Consider the following 15,955-nt stretch of genomic DNA (forward strand, 5'->3'; position numbering starts at 1 on the left):
CCGCTCACGGCGTCGCCTCCTTGCGCGGCGCCCGAAGATCGCCCGAGGGAGGGCCGCCGGCGGTCAGCGCGTCGGCCGGGCGGCCCTCCCCGCGCAGCTCCTCCGTGCCCAGTTCCTCCGGAAGGTGGAAGCGGGCCAGGATCGCCGCGGTCCCGGCCGGTACCCGGCCCGGTGTGGCCAGGGAGACCAGCACCATGGTGAGGAAGCCCAGCGGTACCGACCACAGGGCCGGCCAGGCCAGCAGCGCGTGCAGCGCCCCGCCGCCGCCCGGGAAGCCGCCCATGGTGGCGGCGACGGCGAGCAGGGCGGAGCCGCCGCCCACCAGCATCCCGGCCGCGGCGCCTGGCGGGGTCAGCCGGCGCCACCAGATGCCGAGGACGAGCAGCGGGCAGAAGGACGAGGCCGACACGGCGAAGGCGAGACCCACGGCGTCGGCGACGGGCAGCCCGCCGACCAGCGCGCTCGCCGCCAGCGGCACGGCCATGGCGAGGAGGGTGCCAAGGCGGAAGTGCGGCACGGCGCGGGACGGCAGCACGTCCTGGGTGAGGACGCCCGCGACGGCCATGGTCAGCCCCGACGCGGTGGACAGGAACGCGGCGAAGGCGCCGCCCGCGACCAGCGCGCCGAGCAGGTCGCCGCCCACTCCCCCGATGACGCGGTCGGGCAGCAGCAGGACGGCGGCGTCGGCGTCGCCGGTGAGGGTCAGCTCGGGGGCGTAGAGGCGGCCGAGGGCGCCGTAGACGGGCGGAAGCAGGTAGAAGGCGCCGATCAGGCCGAGCACGGCGACGGTGGTGCGGCGGGCGGCGACGCCGTGCGGGCTGGTGTAGAAGCGCACCACGACGTGCGGCAGGCCCATGGTGCCCAGGAAGGTGGCGAGGATCAGGCCGTACGTGGCGTACAGCGGGCGTTCCGTGCGGCTCTCGGCGCGGGAGGGCGACAGGGCGTCGTCGGCGCCGCGTCCGGCGGCCGGGACCGGGGTGTCCTTGGCGAAGGTGAGGCGGGTGCCGGCCTCGATGCGGTGGGTGCCGGTGGGCAGGCTCAGCCGGGTGCCGTCGTGGGCGCGGCCGTCCACGGTGCCGTCGACGGTGACGGTCAGCGGGCGGTCGAGCTTGAGGGTGAGGCTGTCGTCGACCCGCACGGAGCGCTGCTCGCGGAAGGTGGCCGGTTCCTCGAAGGGGCGGCCGGGCGCGCCGTCGCCCTGCCAGGCGAGGACCAGGAAGAGGGCGGGGACGAGCAGGGCGGTGAGTTTCAGCCAGTACTGGAAGGCCTGGACGAAGGTGATGCTGCGCATGCCGCCGGCGGCGACCACACCGGTGACGACGACGGCGACGATCACCCCGCCGAGCCAGTCGGGGGCGCCGCTGAGCACGGTGAGGGTCAGTCCGGCGCCCTGGAGCTGGGGCAGCAGGTACAGCCAGCCGACGCCGACGACGAAGGCGCCCGCGAGCCGCCGCACCCCCTGGGAGGCGAGCCGGGCCTCGGCGAAGTCGGGCAGCGTGTAGGCGCCGGAGCGGCGCAGCGGGGCGGCGACGAAGAGCAGCAGGACCAGGTAGCCGGCGGTGTAGCCGACCGGGTACCAGAGCATGTCGGGGCCCTGGACGAGGACCAGGCCGGCGATGCCGAGGAAGGAGGCGGCGGAGAGGTACTCGCCGCTAATGGCGGCGGCGTTCAGGCGGGGGCCGACGGTGCGGGAGGCGACGTAGAAGTCGGAGGTGGTGCGGGAGATGCGCAGGCCGAAGGCGCCGACCAGGACGGTGGCCACGACGACCAGGGCGACCGCGGGTATGGCGTAGCTGGAGTTCATCGGTCCTCGACGAGGCGGACGAAGTCCCGTTCGTTGCGCTCGGCGCGGCGCACGTACCAGCGGGCGAGGAGGACCAGCGGGGCGTACAGGCCGAAGCCGAGGACGGCCCATTCCAGGCGGCGGGCGTCGGGCAGCGCCGCGAAGAGCAGGGGCAGCGGTCCGACGAGGAGACCGAGGACCGCGAGGGCGGTGAGGCCGGCGCGCAGCTGGCTGCGCATGAGGGAGCGGACGTAGGTGTGGCCGAGGGTGGTCTGCTCGTCGATCTCGGTGCGCGGGCGGTAGTAGCCGGAGGCCCGTCCGGTGCGCCTGGGCGGGCCGGTGACGGTGACGCGGCGCTCGCCGGGGTCCTGGGGCACGGTCACGGCCTCCGCATGAGCAGATCCCGCAGTTCGCGGGCGTGGCGGCGGCTGACCTGGAGTTCCTCGGTGCCGACCAGGACGCTGACGGTGCCGGCGTCCAGGCGGAGTTCGCCGATGTGGCGCAGGGCGACGAGGTGGCGGCGGTGGATGCGGACGAAGCCGCGGGCCCGCCAGCGTTCCTCCAGGGTGGACAGCGGGATGCGGACGAGGTGGCTGCCCTTGTCGGTGTGCAGGCGGGCGTAGTCGCCCTGGGCCTCGGCGTGGGTGATGTCGTCGACGGGGACGAAGCGGGCGACGCCGCCGAGTTCCACGGTGATGTGGTCGGGGTCGGGTTCGTGGACGGGTATCCGCGGTGAGGGGAGCGTCGCGCCGCGCTGCTCGACGGCGCGGCGCACCGCCTCGGCGAGCCGTTCCCGGCGCACGGGTTTGAGGACGTAGTCGACGGCCTCCAGGTCGAAGGCCTGCACGGCGAAGTCCTCGTGCGCGGTGACGAACACGATCAGCGGAGGACGCGCGAACCCGGTCAGCAGCCGGGCGAGGTCCAGTCCGTCGAGGCCGGGCATCTGGATGTCGAGGAAGACGACGTCGATGGCGTCCGGCCCGTCGGGGCCCGACTCCAAGGCCCGGTTGATGCGGCGCAGCGCCTCGGTCGCGTCGCTCGCGCCCTCCGCCGCGCCGATGCGGGGATCGGCGTTGAGCAGGTACACGAGTTCTTCGAGCGTGGGGCGTTCGTCGTCGACAGCGAGGGCGCGCAGCATGAGGCTGGAGTGTAGGAGTAATCCGTACGCCTGCACACGGGCCGGGCGTGGACGTATCCGCTGGATACAGTGCCCGCATGAACAGCAGGCCCACTCCGTTCGACGAACTCGACCGGAAGATCGTCACCGCCCTGATGACGAACGCCAGGACGTCCTTCGCCGAGATCGGCGCGGAGATCGGGCTCTCCTCGACGGCGGTCAAACGCCGGGTGGACCGGCTGCGCGAGACCGGGGTGATCACCGGGTTCACGGCGACGGTGCGGCCCGCCGCGCTGGGCTGGCGCACCGAGGCGTACGTGGAGGTGTACTGCGAGGGGGCGGCGCCGCCGCGGCGCCTGGCGGAGGTCGTGCGGGGCTATCCGGAGATCAGGGCGGCGATGACGGTGACCGGTGGCGCGGACGCCCTGCTGCACGTGCGGGCGCGGGACGTGGAGCACTTCGAGGAGGTGCTGGAGCGGATCCGTGCGGAGCCGTTCATCCGGAAGACGATCAGTGTGATGGTGCTGTCCCACCTGATCCCGGACAGTCCGGAGGCGGGCGCGGGTCTGCTGGCTCCGGAGGGCGCAGCAGACGTGCGCTGACCTGGTGGCAGACGCAGCGATCGTGCGGCAACACGCAGCCTTTGTCGCTTGTCGGGCGTGGTCGTCGGTTTCTACCGTGGTGTCAACCCAGTTACACACCGTGAGGAGCGGAGGTACCCCTCTGTGCCCGAGTCCCGTGTGCCGCGCCGACGGCGCTTCCTGGTCTGCGAACCCAGACACTTCGCCGTGCAGTACGCGATCAATCCGTGGATGAGCACCGACCGACCGGTCGATGTCATACGCGCCCTCGACCAGTGGCAGGCGCTGGTCGACGTCTACCGTGCCCACGGCCACACCGTCGACGGCGTCGACCCGGTCCCGGGCCTGCCCGACATGGTGTTCGCGGCGAACTGCGCGGTCGTGGTCGAGGGGCGGGTCTTCGGCTCGCTCTTCCACGCGCCCGAGCGACGCCCCGAGTCCCTGCCCTTCATGGCGTGGTTCAAGACGCGGGGCTTCGAGGTCCAGCTTCCCGAGTCGGTCTGCGAGGGCGAGGGCGACCTGGTCCCGGCCGGCCGCTGGATCCTGGCCGGCACCGGGTTCCGCACCACCCGTGAGGCGCATCGCGAGGTGCAGGAGTTCTTCGGCGTGCCGGTGGTCTCGCTGACGCTGGTGGACCCGTACTTCTACCACCTGGACACGGCGCTGTTCGTGCTCGACGACGGAGCCGACGGCTCCGAGGCGAACATCGCCTACTACCCCGAGGCGTTCTCGCCGGGCAGCCGCGAGGTGCTGGAGCGGCTCTACCCGGACGCGGTGCTCGCCACCCGCGAGGACGCCATGGCGTTCGGGCTGAACTCCGTCTCCGACGGGCGGCACGTGTTCATCGCGCCGGAGGCCCGGGCCCTGGCCGACCGGCTCGCCGGCCGCGGCTACGTGCCCGTCCCCGTCGACCTGTCCGAGTTCCACAAGGCCGGTGGCGGCATCAAGTGCTGCACCCAGGAGATCCGGGAGACCCGCTCATGACCGCACCCGCCCCCACCCGCGGCTCCGCGGAGCTGATCCGCGCGGAGGAGCCCGTCCTCGCGCACAACTACCACCCGCTGCCCGTGGTCGTGGCCCGCGCGGAGGGCGCCTGGGTCGAGGACGTGGAGGGCCGCCGCTACCTGGACATGCTGGCCGGCTACTCGGCGCTCAACTTCGGGCACCGCCACCCGGCGCTGGTCGAGGCCGCCCACCGCCAGCTGGACCGGCTCACCCTCACCTCACGCGCCTTCCACAACGACCGGCTCGCGGGCTTCGCCGAGCGGCTGGCCGCGCTGACCGGCACGGACATGGTGCTGCCGATGAACACCGGCGCGGAGGCGGTGGAGAGCGGCATCAAGGTGGCCCGCAAGTGGGCCTACGACGTGAAGGGCGTCCCGGCGGACCGGGCGACGATCGTGGTCGCGGCGGACAACTTCCACGGCCGTACGACGACGATCGTCAGCTTCTCCACGGACGAGACGGCGCGCGCGGGCTTCGGCCCGTTCACGCCGGGTTTCCGGGTGGTGCCGTACAACGACCTGGCGGCGATGGAGGCGGCCGTCGACGAGACGACGGCGGCCGTGCTGATCGAGCCGATCCAGGGCGAGGCGGGGGTGCTGATCCCGGACGACGGCTATCTGGCCGGGGTGCGGGAGCTGACCCGTCGGGCGGGCTGCCTGTTGATCGCGGACGAGATCCAGTCGGGTCTCGGCCGCACCGGGCACACGCTCGCCGTCGCGCACGAGTCGGTCGTGCCGGACGTGGTGCTGCTCGGCAAGGCGCTGGGCGGCGGCATCGTCCCGGTCTCGGCGGTGGTCGGCCGCCGGGACGTGCTGGGCGTGCTGCACCCGGGCGAGCACGGTTCGACGTTCGGCGGCAACCCGCTGGCGGCCGCGGTCGGCACGGCGGTGGTGGAGCTGCTGGAGACCGGCGAGTTCCAGCGCCGGGCGGCGGAGCTGGGCGCGGTGCTGCGCGAGGGTCTGGCCGCGCTGGTCGGCAGGGGCGTCGTCGGCTTCCGCGCGCGGGGGCTGTGGGCGGGGGTCGACGTGGACCCGGCGCTGGGCACCGGCCGTGAGATCAGCGAGCGGCTGATGCGCGAGGGCGTCCTCGTCAAGGACACGCACGGCTCGACGATCCGGCTGGCGCCGCCACTGACCGTCACCGCCGCGGAGCTGGAAGGGGCGCTCGGGACGCTGGAGAAGGTCCTGACGTCCTGACGGAGCGTCCTGCGAGGAGTACGTCCTTCCTCGCGACGTCCTTCGTCGCGTACGTCCTACGGAGCGGTTCGACCCCGGTCGAGCCGCTCCACGCGCGTGACGTTCTCGCGGTCCTCGGCGTCCTCGCTCGGCCCGCCCGCGAACCAGGCGTCGAGGATCTCCCGCAGCAGCGGCGCCGACGTCAGCCGCAGGCTGAGAGCGAGCACGTTCGCGTCGTTCCACCGGCGGGCCCCGTCCGCCGTGTACGCGTCGGCGCACAGGGCCGCGCGGACACCCGGCACCTTGTTGGCGGCGATCGACGCGCCGGTGCCGGTCCAGCAGCACACCACGGCCTGGTCGGCCCGCCCGTCGGCGACCTCACGGGCCGCCCGCTCCGAGCACACGGCCCACCGCTCGTCCGCCCCGGCACTCAGCGCGCCGTGCGCGAGCACCTCGTGTCCGCGTCCGCGCAGCTCCTCCACGAGGAGCCGGGCCACGGGTTCGTCCATGTCGGAGGAGACGGCGATGCGCATGTGCGCAGGGTACCCACCCGCCGGCTCACCTCATCGGCTCAACCGCATGACTGAAGTCACGACCATACCCAGCATGATCGGGGGAACGGTACGACCTGAGAATCGTACGACCGAGCAGCGCTCCGCCAGGAGCGACTGCGCGTGGAAAGGGAGGCCGCCACGTCCCCCACCGACAACGGCCAGGAACCCGACGCCGCGGCGGTGCGCCGCCACCGGGCCCTGTTCCGGGCCATCAAGCGCCGGCAGAACCCGCGGCTGCGCCGCTCGGACATCACCGTCACGGACGAGGCCGCGGTCAAGCGTGCCGTGAAGGCGGCGTCCCTCGGCAATGCCATGGAGTGGTTCGACTTCGGCATCTACGCCTATCTGGCCGGCACCATCGGCCGGGTGTTCTTCCCGTCCGGGAGCGACACGGCGCAGCTGCTCTCCTCGTTCGCCACGTTCGCCGTGGCGTTCCTGGTGCGTCCGCTGGGCGGCATGTTCTTCGGTCCCATGGGTGACAAGATCGGCCGCAAGAAGGTGCTCGCGCTGACGATGATCCTGATGGCGATCGGCACCGCCGCCATCGGCCTCATCCCCAGCTACGCCTCGATCGGCTTCTGGGCCCCGGTCCTGCTGATCCTGTTCCGTCTGCTCCAGGGCTTCTCGACCGGCGGCGAGTACGGCGGTGCCTCCACGTTCATCGCCGAGTACGCGCCCGACAAGCGGCGCGGTTTCTTCGGCAGCTTCCTGGAGCTGGGCACGCTCGCCGGGTACACCGGCGCGGCGAGTCTGGTCACCGGCCTCACGGCCTGGCTCGGCACCGACGCGATGGACGCCTGGGGCTGGCGCATCCCGTTCCTGGTCGCGGCGCCGCTGGGCATCGTCGGTATCTACCTGCGGCTGAGGCTGGACGACACGCCCGCGTTCCTGAAGCTGGAGGACTCCAACGTCCACATCTCGGAGGCGGCGACGGCGGTGGAGACCACCGCCCGGGGGGACCTCGCCAAGATCTTCCGGACCCACTGGCGGTCGCTGGTGCTGTGCATCGCGCTGGTCGGCGCGTACAACATCACCGACTACATGCTGCTGTCGTACATGCCGACGTACCTGTCGGACGAGCTGCACTACAGCGAGAGCCACGGCCTGATGATCCTCGTGGCGACCATGGTGCTGCTGATGCTGATCATCAGTCAGGTCGGGAAGCTGTCCGACCGCTTCGGCCGCAAGCCCCTGCTGATGACCGGCATGATCAGCTTCTTCGTCCTGTCCGCACCGGCCTTCGTGCTGGTCCAGGAGGGCAGTCTGCTCGCTGTCTCGGCGGGCATGCTGATGCTCGGTCTGTCCCTGGTGTGTCTGCTCGGCACCATGTCGGCGGCGCTCCCGGCGATGTTCCCCACCAACGTCCGGTACGGGTCCCTGTCGGTCGGCTACAACCTCTCGGCGTCCCTGTTCGGCGGCACCACGCCGCTGGTCATCACCGCGCTGATCAGCGTGACCGGCTCCGACATGATGCCCGCCTACTACGCGATGGCCGCGGCCCTGATCGGTGTCGTGGCGGTGGCCTGCATGAAGGAGACGGCCCAGCAGCCGCTCGAAGGCTCCCCGCCCTCGGTGCAGAGCGAGGAGGAGGCCGCGGAGATGGTCGAGGCACAGGCGCCGACGCCCAAGTTCTGACGGGAAGTACGGCCGGCGGGCCGGGCACGTCCGGTTCCGGGCGGGCCCGGCCCGCACCTACACTGGCAGCCCGGCAGACGCCGGTCGACCAGTGAGAACACGGCGATCGTGCCGTCCCACCGGGCTGAGGAGCGACGCCTTGTTCTACTACGTCCTCAAATACGTGCTGTTGGGCCCGCTGCTGAGGCTGGTCTTCCGGCCCCGGATCGAGGGCCTGGACCACGTACCGGCGTCGGGGGCGGCCATCGTGGCGGGCAATCACCTCTCCTTCTCGGACCACTTCCTGATGCCGGCGGTGCTCAGACGCCGCATCACCTTCCTCGCCAAGGCCGAGTACTTCACAGGGCCGGGTCTGAAGGGCAGGCTGACGGCTTACTTCTTCCGCAGCGCCGGGCAGATTCCCGTCGACCGCTCCGGCAAGGAGGCGGGGCAGGCCGCGATCCGCGAGGGACTGGGCGTGCTGGGCAAGGACGAGCTGCTGGGCATCTACCCGGAGGGCACCCGCTCGCACGACGGGCGGCTGTACAAGGGGAAGGTCGGCGTCGCGGTGATGGCGCTGAGGGCGGGGGTGCCGGTCGTGCCCTGCGCGATGATCGGCACGTTCGAGGCGCAGCCGCCGGGCCGGAAGATCCCCAAGGTGCACCCGGTGGTGATCCGCTTCGGCGAGCCCCTGGACTTCTCCCGCTACGCGGGCATGGAGGGCGAGAAGGCCGTGCTGCGCGCCGCCACCGACGAGATCATGTACGCGATCCTGTCGCTGTCCGGTCAGGAGTACGTCGACCGGTACGCCGCGGACGTGAAGGCTGAGGAGGCGGAGAAGGCGGCGCAGGGACGCCGGTTCCCCCGTCTGCCGCACCGCTAGGGCCTGTTGACGACAGGGCCTGGGGCAGGTCGTCTGCTGTCGGCAGAAGGCCGTGGCCGGTGCCGGGACACACGCCTACGGTCGGCGTATGACACGTGCACTGGTGATCGGGGCGACGGGACAGATCGGACGCGTGGCCGTGGGGGCACTGGCCCGGGACGGCTGGGAGGTGGCGGCCGTCTCGCGGGGCGGCGACCGGGACGCGCGGTGGCCGCAGGACGTACGGGTGGTACGCGCCGACCGGGAGGACGACGCGGCGCTGTCGGCGGCGGTCGGTGAGGGCTGTGACGTCCTGGTGGACACGGTGGCCTTCGACGCGAGGCACGCACGGCAGTTGACCGCACTCGCCGGGCGGGTCGGCTCGGCCGTGGTGGTCTCCAGCGTCTCGGTCTACGAGGACGACAAGGGCCGGAACTTCGACACCCAGTCGGAGCCCGACGGCTTCCCGCACTACCCGGTGCCGCTCACGGAGGCGCAGCGCACCGTCGAGCCGGGCGACGCCTCGTACAGCACCCGGAAGGCGGCGCTGGAGCGTGAACTCCTCGCGGCGGGCGACCGGTTGCCCGCGACCCTGCTGCGCGCGGGCGCGGTGCACGGTCCGTACTGCCGGACCCCGCGAGAGCTGTACTTCGTCAAGCGCAACCTCGACGGCAGGCGCCGGCGGGTACTCGCGTACGGGGGCGAGAGCCGCTTCCACCCGGCGGGTGTGCACACCATCGCCGAGCTGATCCGGCTGGCCGCGCCCCGGCCGGGCAGCCGCGTCCTGAACGCGGTCGACCCGGACGCGCCGACGGTGGCGGAGATCGCGGCGGCCGTCGACGGGGTGATGGGCGTGGAGACCGAGGACGTCCTGGTGGACGGGGAGCCGCCCGCGGAGACCGTGGGCGACACGCCGTGGTCGGTGTCCGCGCCCGTCGTGTGCGACATGAGCGAGGCGGAACGCCAGTTGGGCTACCGCCCGGTGGGCCGGTACGCCGACAACCTGGCGGAGACGGTCGCCTTCATCGAGGAGCGGCTGGCCGGACGCGACTGGCGGGAGGCGTACCCCAAGATGTTCGAGGCGTACGGCGACCTCTTCGACTACGCGGCGGAGGACGCCTGGTTCGCGGCGCGCGAGGGCTGAGAACGGCCGAAGGGGCGGCCGGTCGGACCGGCCGCCCCCCATTGCCTGCCGCGAGGGTCAGGGCTTGGGCGTGGCGTGCGGGGCGCAGGTCACGTCCTTGGTGTCCACCTTCCCGGTGAGCAGGTAGGTGTCGACCCGGTCGTTGACGCACGGGTTGACCAGCCCGGTGACGCCGTGCGAGCCGGCGTCCCGCTCGGTGATGAGGCGGGATCCCTTGAACCGCTTGTGCAGTTCGACGGCGCCGCCGTACGGGGTGGCCGCGTCCCGTTCGGACTGGACGATCAGCACCGGCGGGAGGCCCTTGCCGGTCTTCACGTCCACCGGGGTGCGCTGCTTGACCGGCCAGGTGGCGCAGGGCAGGTTCATCCAGGCGTTGGCCCAGGTCATGAACGGGTGGTCGCGGTGCAGCTTGGTGTTGTCGGTGTCCCAGGTCCGCCAGTCGGTGGGCCACTGGGCGTCGGCGCACTCGACGGCCGTGTAGACGGCGTTGCCGTTCTCCGACGAGGCGTTGCCCGCGGTGTCGGAGAGGTCCGGCGCGGCCGCGTCGACGAGGGCCTGGGTGTCACCGGCGACGTACTTGCCGAAGATGGTCGCGGTGGGCACCCACGCGGAGTCGTAGTACGGGGCGCTCTGGAAGAACGAGATCAGCTCGGCCGGGCCGACGACGCCGCCGAGGGGTTCCTTCGCGGCGGTGGCGCGCAGCTTCAGCCACTGCTCCTGGACCTCGGCGCGGGTGTCACCGAGGTGGAAGGTGGCGTCGTTCTTCGCGACCCAGTCCTGCCAGTCCTTCCAGCGCTGCTCGAAGGCGACGTCCTGGTCCAGGTTGGCCTGGTACCAGATCTTCTCGCGGGACGGGTTGACGACGCTGTCGACGACCATGCGGCGCACGTGGCCGGGGAAGAGGGTGCCGTAGACGGCGCCGAGGTAGGTGCCGTAGGAGACGCCGAGGAAGTTGAGCTTCTTCTCGCCGAGGGCGGCCCGGATGACGTCGAGGTCGCGGGCGGTGTTCGGCGTGGTCATGTGCGGGAGCATCTCGCCGCTGCGCTCGAAGCAGCCGTCGGCGTACTCCCGGGCGAGCTTGCGCTGGGCGAGCTTGTCGGCCTCGGAGCCGGGCACGGGGTCCATCTTGGGCGCCTTGACGAACTCCTGCGGGTCGACGCAGGAGATCGGCGCGGACTTGCCGACGCCGCGCGGGTCGAAGCCGACGAAGTCGTAGGCCTTGGCCGTCTTGGCCCACACCGCGCTCTTGCCGGTGACGCGGGCCGGGAAGCGCAGTCCGGAGCCGCCCGGGCCGCCGGGATTGTAGAGGAGGGCGCCCTGGCGCTCGCTCTTCGTGCCGGTGTTGCCGATGCGGTCGACGGCGATCTTGATCTGCTTGCCGAACGGCTTGGCGTAGTCCAGCGGCACGGTGACGTAGCCGCACTGGATCGGCTTGGGGAGGTTCCAGTCGGCGGGGCAGTCCTGCCAGTCGACCCCGGCGCGGGCGGCGCGGGCGGCGGCGATGACGGCACCGCGGGCCTCGCGGTCCCAGCCTTGCGCGGAGGGCTGCCCGGACGCGGGTGCGGCGCTCGCGGTGGGTGCCGTGACGGCGCCGGCTATCAGCGTGGCGGTGACCAGCGCTCCGGCCGTGCCGAACGCCGTCGCCCTCCGCCGCACTCTGCTCTTGCTCAAGTGGCCCTCCCCGTACGTGTTCGTGACAAGTACGGGGATCCTCGCGGCTGTGCGTCGGCTGAGAACAGACCAAGTACTACTTCTTTGCCAATCCGATAAACGGAGAAAGGCGTTCGCTAGTCGCGTCCCAGCGAGGCCAACGCCCCGTCCAGCAGCCGCCGCAGCCGCAGCGCGTCCGGAGCCACGGCGGTCACCAGGGCCGCGGGCCCGGCCAGCGGCATGACGGCCGCGCCCTCCTCGAACACCCGGGCGGCCGGCGGCTCCGTCGCGAACCCGGGCCGTACGACGACCAGCTGGCCGACGGCACGGTGTCCGGCGAGCCCCGCGGGCCCGTCCCAGCCGCCCGGGGCGCCCGGTCCGCAGGCCAGTTCCTGGTCGAGGACGCGGCGGCCCTCGATCCGTACCGTCAGACGGCTGGTGAGGCGGCCTGGTTCCTCCCCGGCCCGACCGAGCACCTGCTCCTCGCGCAGCAGCAGCCTGGCTCCGGCGGCGAGGTCGACGCGCGTGCCGACGTACAGGTCGCTGCCGTGCGCGGAGATCAGCTGCTCGGGCAGCCAGCGCAGTTCGGCGTCGTCGCCGACGGTGAGCCGGACGTCGTAGCGGGAGTCCGCCTTGTCCTGCCCCGGCAGGGCGAGGGTGGCGGCGGCCGAGCCGAGCCGCAGCCGGGCGCCCCGGGCCGCCTCGGCCGTCACCGTGAAGTGGTCGCCGCCGAGCGGCCCGCTCATCGCCCCGACCAGCATCACCCGGGCCTCGGCACCGCTCCCCCGGGTCCGCCGCACCGCGAGCGGCCCCTCGCCCTCCAGCACGGGCAGGACGGTGCCGCCGCGCCCGTCGCCGCGGGCGAGGACCCGGGCCCTCGCCCGGACGCCGCCCGGACTGGTCACGCGGTCCACGCGGCGATCCGCCCCCGTACCCAGTCGGCGACCTCCGCCACCCCGTCCTCCCCGCGCAGCGACTGCAGGACGACGGGCAGTTCACCGCGCTGCGCCTTGGCGTCGGCGGCCATCCGCGCGAGGTCGGAGCCGACGTAGGGCGCGAGGTCGGTCTTGTTGACGATCAGCAGGTCGGCGGTGGCGACGCCGGGCCCGCCCTTGCGCGGGATGTCGTCGCCGCCGGCCACGTCGATCACGAAGATCTGGGCGTCGACGAGCCCCTTGGAGAAGGTGGCGGTGAGGTTGTCCCCGCCGGACTCCACGAGGACCAGGTCGAGCGGCCCGACCTCGTCCTCCAGGTCCTCCACGGCCTCCAGGTTGGCGGAGATGTCGTCCCGGATGGCGGTGTGCGGACAGGCCCCGGTCTCCACGGCGGTGATCCGCTCGGGCGGCAGCACCGCCTCCCGGAGCAGGAACTCGGCGTCCTCGCGGGTGTAGATGTCGTTGGTCACCACGGCGAGCGACAACTCCTCGCGCAGGGCCCGGCAGAGCGCGGCGACGGTGGCGGTCTTCCCGGACCCGACGGGCCCACCGAGCCCGATCCGCACCGCCCGGCGCGTACCGTCGGGCCGCCGGGCATCGGCGGAGACGGCGGCGGGGAGTCCGTGGTGGTGGTCAAGATGCATTCGGGTCTCCTGTCAAAATCGGGGTCCGCGTCATTCAGCCCGTCCGGCGTTTGAGGACGAGGCCGTCCAGGCCGAAGGGGGGTCCAGGGGGGCGAAGCCCCCTTGGCGGGGTCGAAGGGGCAGAGCCCCTGGGGTCGGGAATGGGAAGGGGCGGCGGGGGCGAACAACGCTCTACGAGGCGAACAACCGAACCGCCCACTCCGCATGCGCCTCCGCCGCGATCTCCAGCAACGGCGCCGACCGCGCGGGCAGCACATCCACCCCGTCGGCCAGGACGCGCCCCGCCGCCTCCACCGCGTCCCGCGCCACCAGATCCACGTCGCCCGCGAGCCGCGCCAGCACCCCCGTCGCGTCGAACGGATCGAGGCTGAGCAGCCGCACCACCGCGGTGGCCGGCCCACTCACCCCCTCGTAGGCGGAGCAGTACGCCGCGTCCAGCGCCCCCAGCCCGGCGGCACGGGCGGCGACCCCCAGCACGACGGGCTGATGCGCCCCCTTGGGGAACCTCCCCGCCAGCGCGTCGAGTTCGGGATGCGGCCAGGTCGCCCGCGCGGCCCGCATCAACTGCCGCCCGAGCCTGCGCGCCACCCCCCGCAGGGCGGGCGAAGGGGTACGGGCGTCGGCGGCCCGGTCGAGCCCGACGGGGTCCGCACCGAGGGCCGCGGCCGCCGCGAGGGACGCCGCGACGGCGCCGCTCGTGTGCAGCCGCCCCCGGCAGAACTCCTCCAGGCTCGCGGCGTCGGTCACGCGTCCCGCCCGGACGGCGGCCTCCGCCCCGCCGGAGTGGGCGTGCCCTCCGGCGGGGAAGCGGCCGTCCGCGAGGACGAGCAGTGCTGCGCGGCTCATCCCGGCGCTCAGAAGAGGAAGTACCGCTGGGCCAGCGGCAGTTCGGTGACGGGCGCGGGCTCGACGAGTTCGCCGTCGATGGCCACCGCGAAGGAGTCCGCGGCGACCTCCACGCGGGGCAGTGCGTCGTTCTCCCGCATGTCGGCCTTGGTACGGCCGCGGGTCGACCGGATCGGCACCAGTTCCCGCCCGAGTCCCAGCCGTTCCGCCAGTCCGTCCTCGACGGCCCGCTCGGCGACGAAGGCGACCGAGTTGCCGGCCGGCGCCGTCCCGTACGCGCCGAACATCGGGCGCGGCAGGACCGGCTGTGGGGTGGGGATGGAGGCGTTCGCGTCGCCCATCTGCGCGTAGGCGATCTGACCGCCCTTGAGGACGAGCTGCGGCTTCACCCCGAAGAACCGTGGTTCCCAGAGCACCAGGTCGGCGAGCTTGCCGGTCTCGACGGAGCCGACCTCGTGCTCGATGCCCTGGGCCACGGCGGGGTTGATGGTGTACTTGGCGACATATCGACGGGCGCGGTGGTTGTCGGCCCGCGTGTCGCCGGGCAGGAGGCCGCGGCGCCGCTTCATCACGTGCGCGGTCTGCCAGGTCCGCATGATCACCTCGCCGATGCGGCCCATGGCCTGGGCGTCCGACGCCATGATGGAGATCGCCCCCATGTCGTGCAGGACGTCCTCGGCGGCGATGGTGCTGGGCCGGATGCGGGACTCGGCGAAGGCCAGGTCCTCGGGGACGGCCGGGTTCAGGTGGTGACAGACCATCAGCATGTCGAGGTGTTCCTCGACGGTGTTGACGGTGTGCGGCCGGGTCGGGTTGGTGGAGGCCGGGAGCATGTTGGGCAGCGACACCGCGGTGATCATGTCGGGCGCGTGGCCGCCGCCCGCGCCCTCCACGTGGAAGGCGTGCAGGGTGCGGCCCGCCACCGCGGCGAAGGTGTCGCCGACGAAGCCCGCCTCGTTCAGGGTGTCGGTGTGGACGGCGAGCTGGACGCCGGACTCCTCGCAGACGTCCAGGCAGGCGGAGATGACGGCGGGGGTGGCGCCCCAGTCCTCGTGGATCTTGAAGCCGAGCACTCCGGCGCGGAGCTGGTCGCGCATGGACTCCTTGGACATGGTGCTGCCCTTGCCCAGGAAGCCGATGTTGACGGGGCTCGACTCCAGGGCGGCGAACATCCGCGCCAGGTGCCACGAACCCGGGGTGACGGTGGTCGCCTTGCTGCCCTCGGCCGGGCCCGTGCCGCCGCCGATAAGGGTGGTGACACCCGACGCCAGGGCCTCGTCGACGGCGGTCGGCGCGATGAAGTGCACGTGGGTGTCGATGCCGCCCGCGGTGAGGATCTTGCCGTTGCCCGCGATGACCTCCGTCTCGGGGCCGATGACGAGGTCGGGGTGGACGCCGTCCATCGTGTCCGGGTTGCCGGACTTGCCGATGCCGGTGATCCGTCCGTCGCGGATGCCGACGTCGGCCTTGACGACGCCCCAGTGGTCGATGATCACGGCGCCGGTGACAACGGTGTCGGGGGCGCCTTCGGCGCGGGTGGCGCGCGACTGGCCCATGGACTCGCGCAGCACCTTGCCGCCGCCGAAGACGGCCTCGTCCCCGGAGTGTCCGGGGCCGGCCGCGCGGTCCTCCTCGATCTCGACGAAGAGGTCGGTGTCGGCGAGGCGGACCCGGTCGCCGGTGGTCGGGCCGAACAGGTCGGCGTAGGCGCCGCGGGACAGCTCAGGCATCGAGGGCACCTCCGGTCTCGCCGCGCAGGCCCATGACGACGCGGGCTCCCGCGAGGGGGACCAGCTCGACGTCGACGGGGATGCCGGGCTCGAACCGGACGGCGGTGCCGGCGGCGATGTTCAGGCGGGTGCCGTGCGCGGCGGTGCGGTCGAACTCGAGACCGGGGTTGGCCTCGGCGAAGTGGTAGTGGGAGCCGACCTGGACGGGCCGGTCGGCGGTGTTGAGGACGGTCAGACGGGTGACCGGGCGCCCCTCGTTGAAGGGGACCGGCGCGTCGGCGAAGAGGATCTCTCCGGGAATCATGGCCGCCGTCC

16 protein-coding genes are annotated in these 15,955 nt (G+C 72.7%); 6 read left to right on the forward strand and 10 right to left on the reverse strand.

Translation table 11 applies throughout. The annotated features are described in order from the left end of the window. Positions 1 to 4: 4 nt before the first annotated feature. The 3 genes from ACFC1X_RS20720 to ACFC1X_RS20730 are packed head-to-tail and all read right to left on the reverse strand — an operon-like array spanning position 5 to position 2,921. Entirely contained in the window at positions 5 to 1,804 is a 1,800-nt protein-coding gene (locus ACFC1X_RS20720; protein WP_376355663.1) for a cation acetate symporter, read from the reverse strand. Next, positions 1,801 to 2,160: a hypothetical protein gene (locus ACFC1X_RS20725; protein ID WP_376355910.1), complete on the reverse strand. Its 360-nt coding sequence runs from the start codon at positions 2,158 to 2,160 to the stop codon at positions 1,801 to 1,803. The genes ACFC1X_RS20720 and ACFC1X_RS20725 overlap by 4 nt, the downstream gene beginning before the upstream one ends. A gap of 2 nt (positions 2,161 to 2,162) precedes the next feature. Further along, complete coding sequence (locus ACFC1X_RS20730) at positions 2,163 to 2,921, reverse strand: LytTR family DNA-binding domain-containing protein (protein WP_122620897.1); 759 nt, start codon at positions 2,919 to 2,921, stop codon at positions 2,163 to 2,165. 77 nt (positions 2,922 to 2,998) lie between these two features. Here ACFC1X_RS20730 and ACFC1X_RS20735 point away from each other — a divergent pair, with 77 nt between their 5' ends. The 3 genes from ACFC1X_RS20735 to rocD all read left to right on the forward strand — a co-directional run bounded on the left by ACFC1X_RS20735 (position 2,999) and on the right by rocD (position 5,682). Next, a complete protein-coding gene (locus tag ACFC1X_RS20735) occupies positions 2,999 to 3,502 on the forward strand; it encodes an Lrp/AsnC family transcriptional regulator (protein WP_122620898.1) in 504 nt (167 codons plus the stop codon). Between the two features lie 123 nt (positions 3,503 to 3,625). After that, on the forward strand, positions 3,626 to 4,465 hold the full coding sequence (ddaH, locus tag ACFC1X_RS20740) for a dimethylargininase (RefSeq protein ID WP_376355666.1): 840 nt from the start codon (positions 3,626 to 3,628) through the stop codon (positions 4,463 to 4,465). Continuing rightward, positions 4,462 to 5,682: an ornithine--oxo-acid transaminase gene (gene rocD / locus ACFC1X_RS20745; RefSeq protein ID WP_376355668.1), complete on the forward strand. Its 1,221-nt coding sequence runs from the start codon at positions 4,462 to 4,464 to the stop codon at positions 5,680 to 5,682. The genes ddaH and rocD overlap by 4 nt, the downstream gene beginning before the upstream one ends. A gap of 56 nt (positions 5,683 to 5,738) precedes the next feature. On the opposite strand, the gene ACFC1X_RS20750 is transcribed toward rocD, so the two are convergent. Then, a complete protein-coding gene (locus ACFC1X_RS20750) occupies positions 5,739 to 6,194 on the reverse strand; it encodes an RpiB/LacA/LacB family sugar-phosphate isomerase (RefSeq protein ID WP_376355669.1) in 456 nt (151 codons plus the stop codon). Positions 6,195 to 6,335: 141 nt separating this feature from the next. Between ACFC1X_RS20750 and proP the strand changes: the two genes are divergently transcribed. The 3 genes from proP (at position 6,336) to ACFC1X_RS20765 (ending at position 9,835) form a co-directional block, all read left to right on the forward strand. Next, complete coding sequence (proP, locus tag ACFC1X_RS20755; RefSeq protein ID WP_376355670.1) at positions 6,336 to 7,850, forward strand: glycine betaine/L-proline transporter ProP; 1,515 nt, start codon at positions 6,336 to 6,338, stop codon at positions 7,848 to 7,850. A 139-nt stretch (positions 7,851 to 7,989) separates the two neighbouring features. Further along, positions 7,990 to 8,712, forward strand: coding sequence for a 1-acyl-sn-glycerol-3-phosphate acyltransferase (locus tag ACFC1X_RS20760; protein ID WP_307010103.1), 723 nt, complete (start codon positions 7,990 to 7,992; stop codon positions 8,710 to 8,712). Positions 8,713 to 8,800: 88 nt separating this feature from the next. Continuing rightward, the gene (locus ACFC1X_RS20765) at positions 8,801 to 9,835 is read left to right on the forward strand and encodes an NAD-dependent epimerase/dehydratase family protein (protein ID WP_376355673.1); all 1,035 of its coding nucleotides are present in this window, start codon (positions 8,801 to 8,803) and stop codon (positions 9,833 to 9,835) included. A gap of 57 nt (positions 9,836 to 9,892) precedes the next feature. Here the strand turns inward: ACFC1X_RS20765 and ACFC1X_RS20770 are convergent, their stop codons facing one another. The 6 genes from ACFC1X_RS20770 to ACFC1X_RS20795 form a co-directional block, all read right to left on the reverse strand. Next, positions 9,893 to 11,506: an alpha/beta hydrolase gene (locus ACFC1X_RS20770; protein WP_376355675.1), complete on the reverse strand. Its 1,614-nt coding sequence runs from the start codon at positions 11,504 to 11,506 to the stop codon at positions 9,893 to 9,895. A 116-nt stretch (positions 11,507 to 11,622) separates the two neighbouring features. Further along, positions 11,623 to 12,399, reverse strand: coding sequence for an urease accessory protein UreD (locus ACFC1X_RS20775; protein WP_376355677.1), 777 nt, complete (start codon positions 12,397 to 12,399; stop codon positions 11,623 to 11,625). After that, positions 12,387 to 13,064 (reverse strand): urease accessory protein UreG, encoded by a 678-nt coding sequence (ureG, locus tag ACFC1X_RS20780; protein WP_376355679.1) that lies wholly within the window; start codon positions 13,062 to 13,064, stop codon positions 12,387 to 12,389. The genes ACFC1X_RS20775 and ureG overlap by 13 nt, the downstream gene beginning before the upstream one ends. A 171-nt stretch (positions 13,065 to 13,235) precedes the next feature. Beyond that, positions 13,236 to 13,910 (reverse strand): urease accessory protein UreF, encoded by a 675-nt coding sequence (locus ACFC1X_RS20785; RefSeq protein WP_376355681.1) that lies wholly within the window; start codon positions 13,908 to 13,910, stop codon positions 13,236 to 13,238. Between the two features lie 8 nt (positions 13,911 to 13,918). Further along, positions 13,919 to 15,640: an urease subunit alpha gene (locus tag ACFC1X_RS20790; RefSeq protein ID WP_376355683.1), complete on the reverse strand. Its 1,722-nt coding sequence runs from the start codon at positions 15,638 to 15,640 to the stop codon at positions 13,919 to 13,921. Beyond that, positions 15,633 to 15,944: an urease subunit beta gene (locus ACFC1X_RS20795; RefSeq protein ID WP_376355685.1), complete on the reverse strand. Its 312-nt coding sequence runs from the start codon at positions 15,942 to 15,944 to the stop codon at positions 15,633 to 15,635. Before ACFC1X_RS20795 ends, ACFC1X_RS20790 begins: the two co-directional genes overlap by 8 nt. Positions 15,945 to 15,955 lie beyond the last annotated feature (11 nt).

The sequence above is a fragment of the Streptomyces sp. NPDC056128 genome, assembly GCF_042263835.1.
GTDB lineage: Bacteria > Actinomycetota > Actinomycetes > Streptomycetales > Streptomycetaceae > Streptomyces.

Bases quoted from the DNA above. Each gene is read 5' to 3' on its own strand.
- ACFC1X_RS20735 (WP_122620898.1), top strand. From the start codon at position 2,999: ATGAACAGCAGGCCCACTCCGTTCGACGAACTCGACCGGAAGATCGTC.
- ACFC1X_RS20765 (WP_376355673.1), top strand. From the start codon at position 8,801: ATGACACGTGCACTGGTGATCGGGGCGACGGGACAGATCGGACGCGTG.
- rocD (WP_376355668.1), top strand. From the start codon at position 4,462: ATGACCGCACCCGCCCCCACCCGCGGCTCCGCGGAGCTGATCCGCGCG.
- ACFC1X_RS20720 (WP_376355663.1), bottom strand. From the start codon at position 1,804: ATGAACTCCAGCTACGCCATACCCGCGGTCGCCCTGGTCGTCGTGGCC.
- ureG (WP_376355679.1), bottom strand. From the start codon at position 13,064: ATGCATCTTGACCACCACCACGGACTCCCCGCCGCCGTCTCCGCCGAT.
- ACFC1X_RS20730 (WP_122620897.1), bottom strand. From the start codon at position 2,921: ATGCTGCGCGCCCTCGCTGTCGACGACGAACGCCCCACGCTCGAAGAA.
- ACFC1X_RS20795 (WP_376355685.1), bottom strand. From the start codon at position 15,944: ATGATTCCCGGAGAGATCCTCTTCGCCGACGCGCCGGTCCCCTTCAAC.
- ACFC1X_RS20790 (WP_376355683.1), bottom strand. From the start codon at position 15,640: ATGCCTGAGCTGTCCCGCGGCGCCTACGCCGACCTGTTCGGCCCGACC.
- ACFC1X_RS20785 (WP_376355681.1), bottom strand. From the start codon at position 13,910: ATGAGCCGCGCAGCACTGCTCGTCCTCGCGGACGGCCGCTTCCCCGCC.
- ACFC1X_RS20750 (WP_376355669.1), bottom strand. From the start codon at position 6,194: ATGCGCATCGCCGTCTCCTCCGACATGGACGAACCCGTGGCCCGGCTC.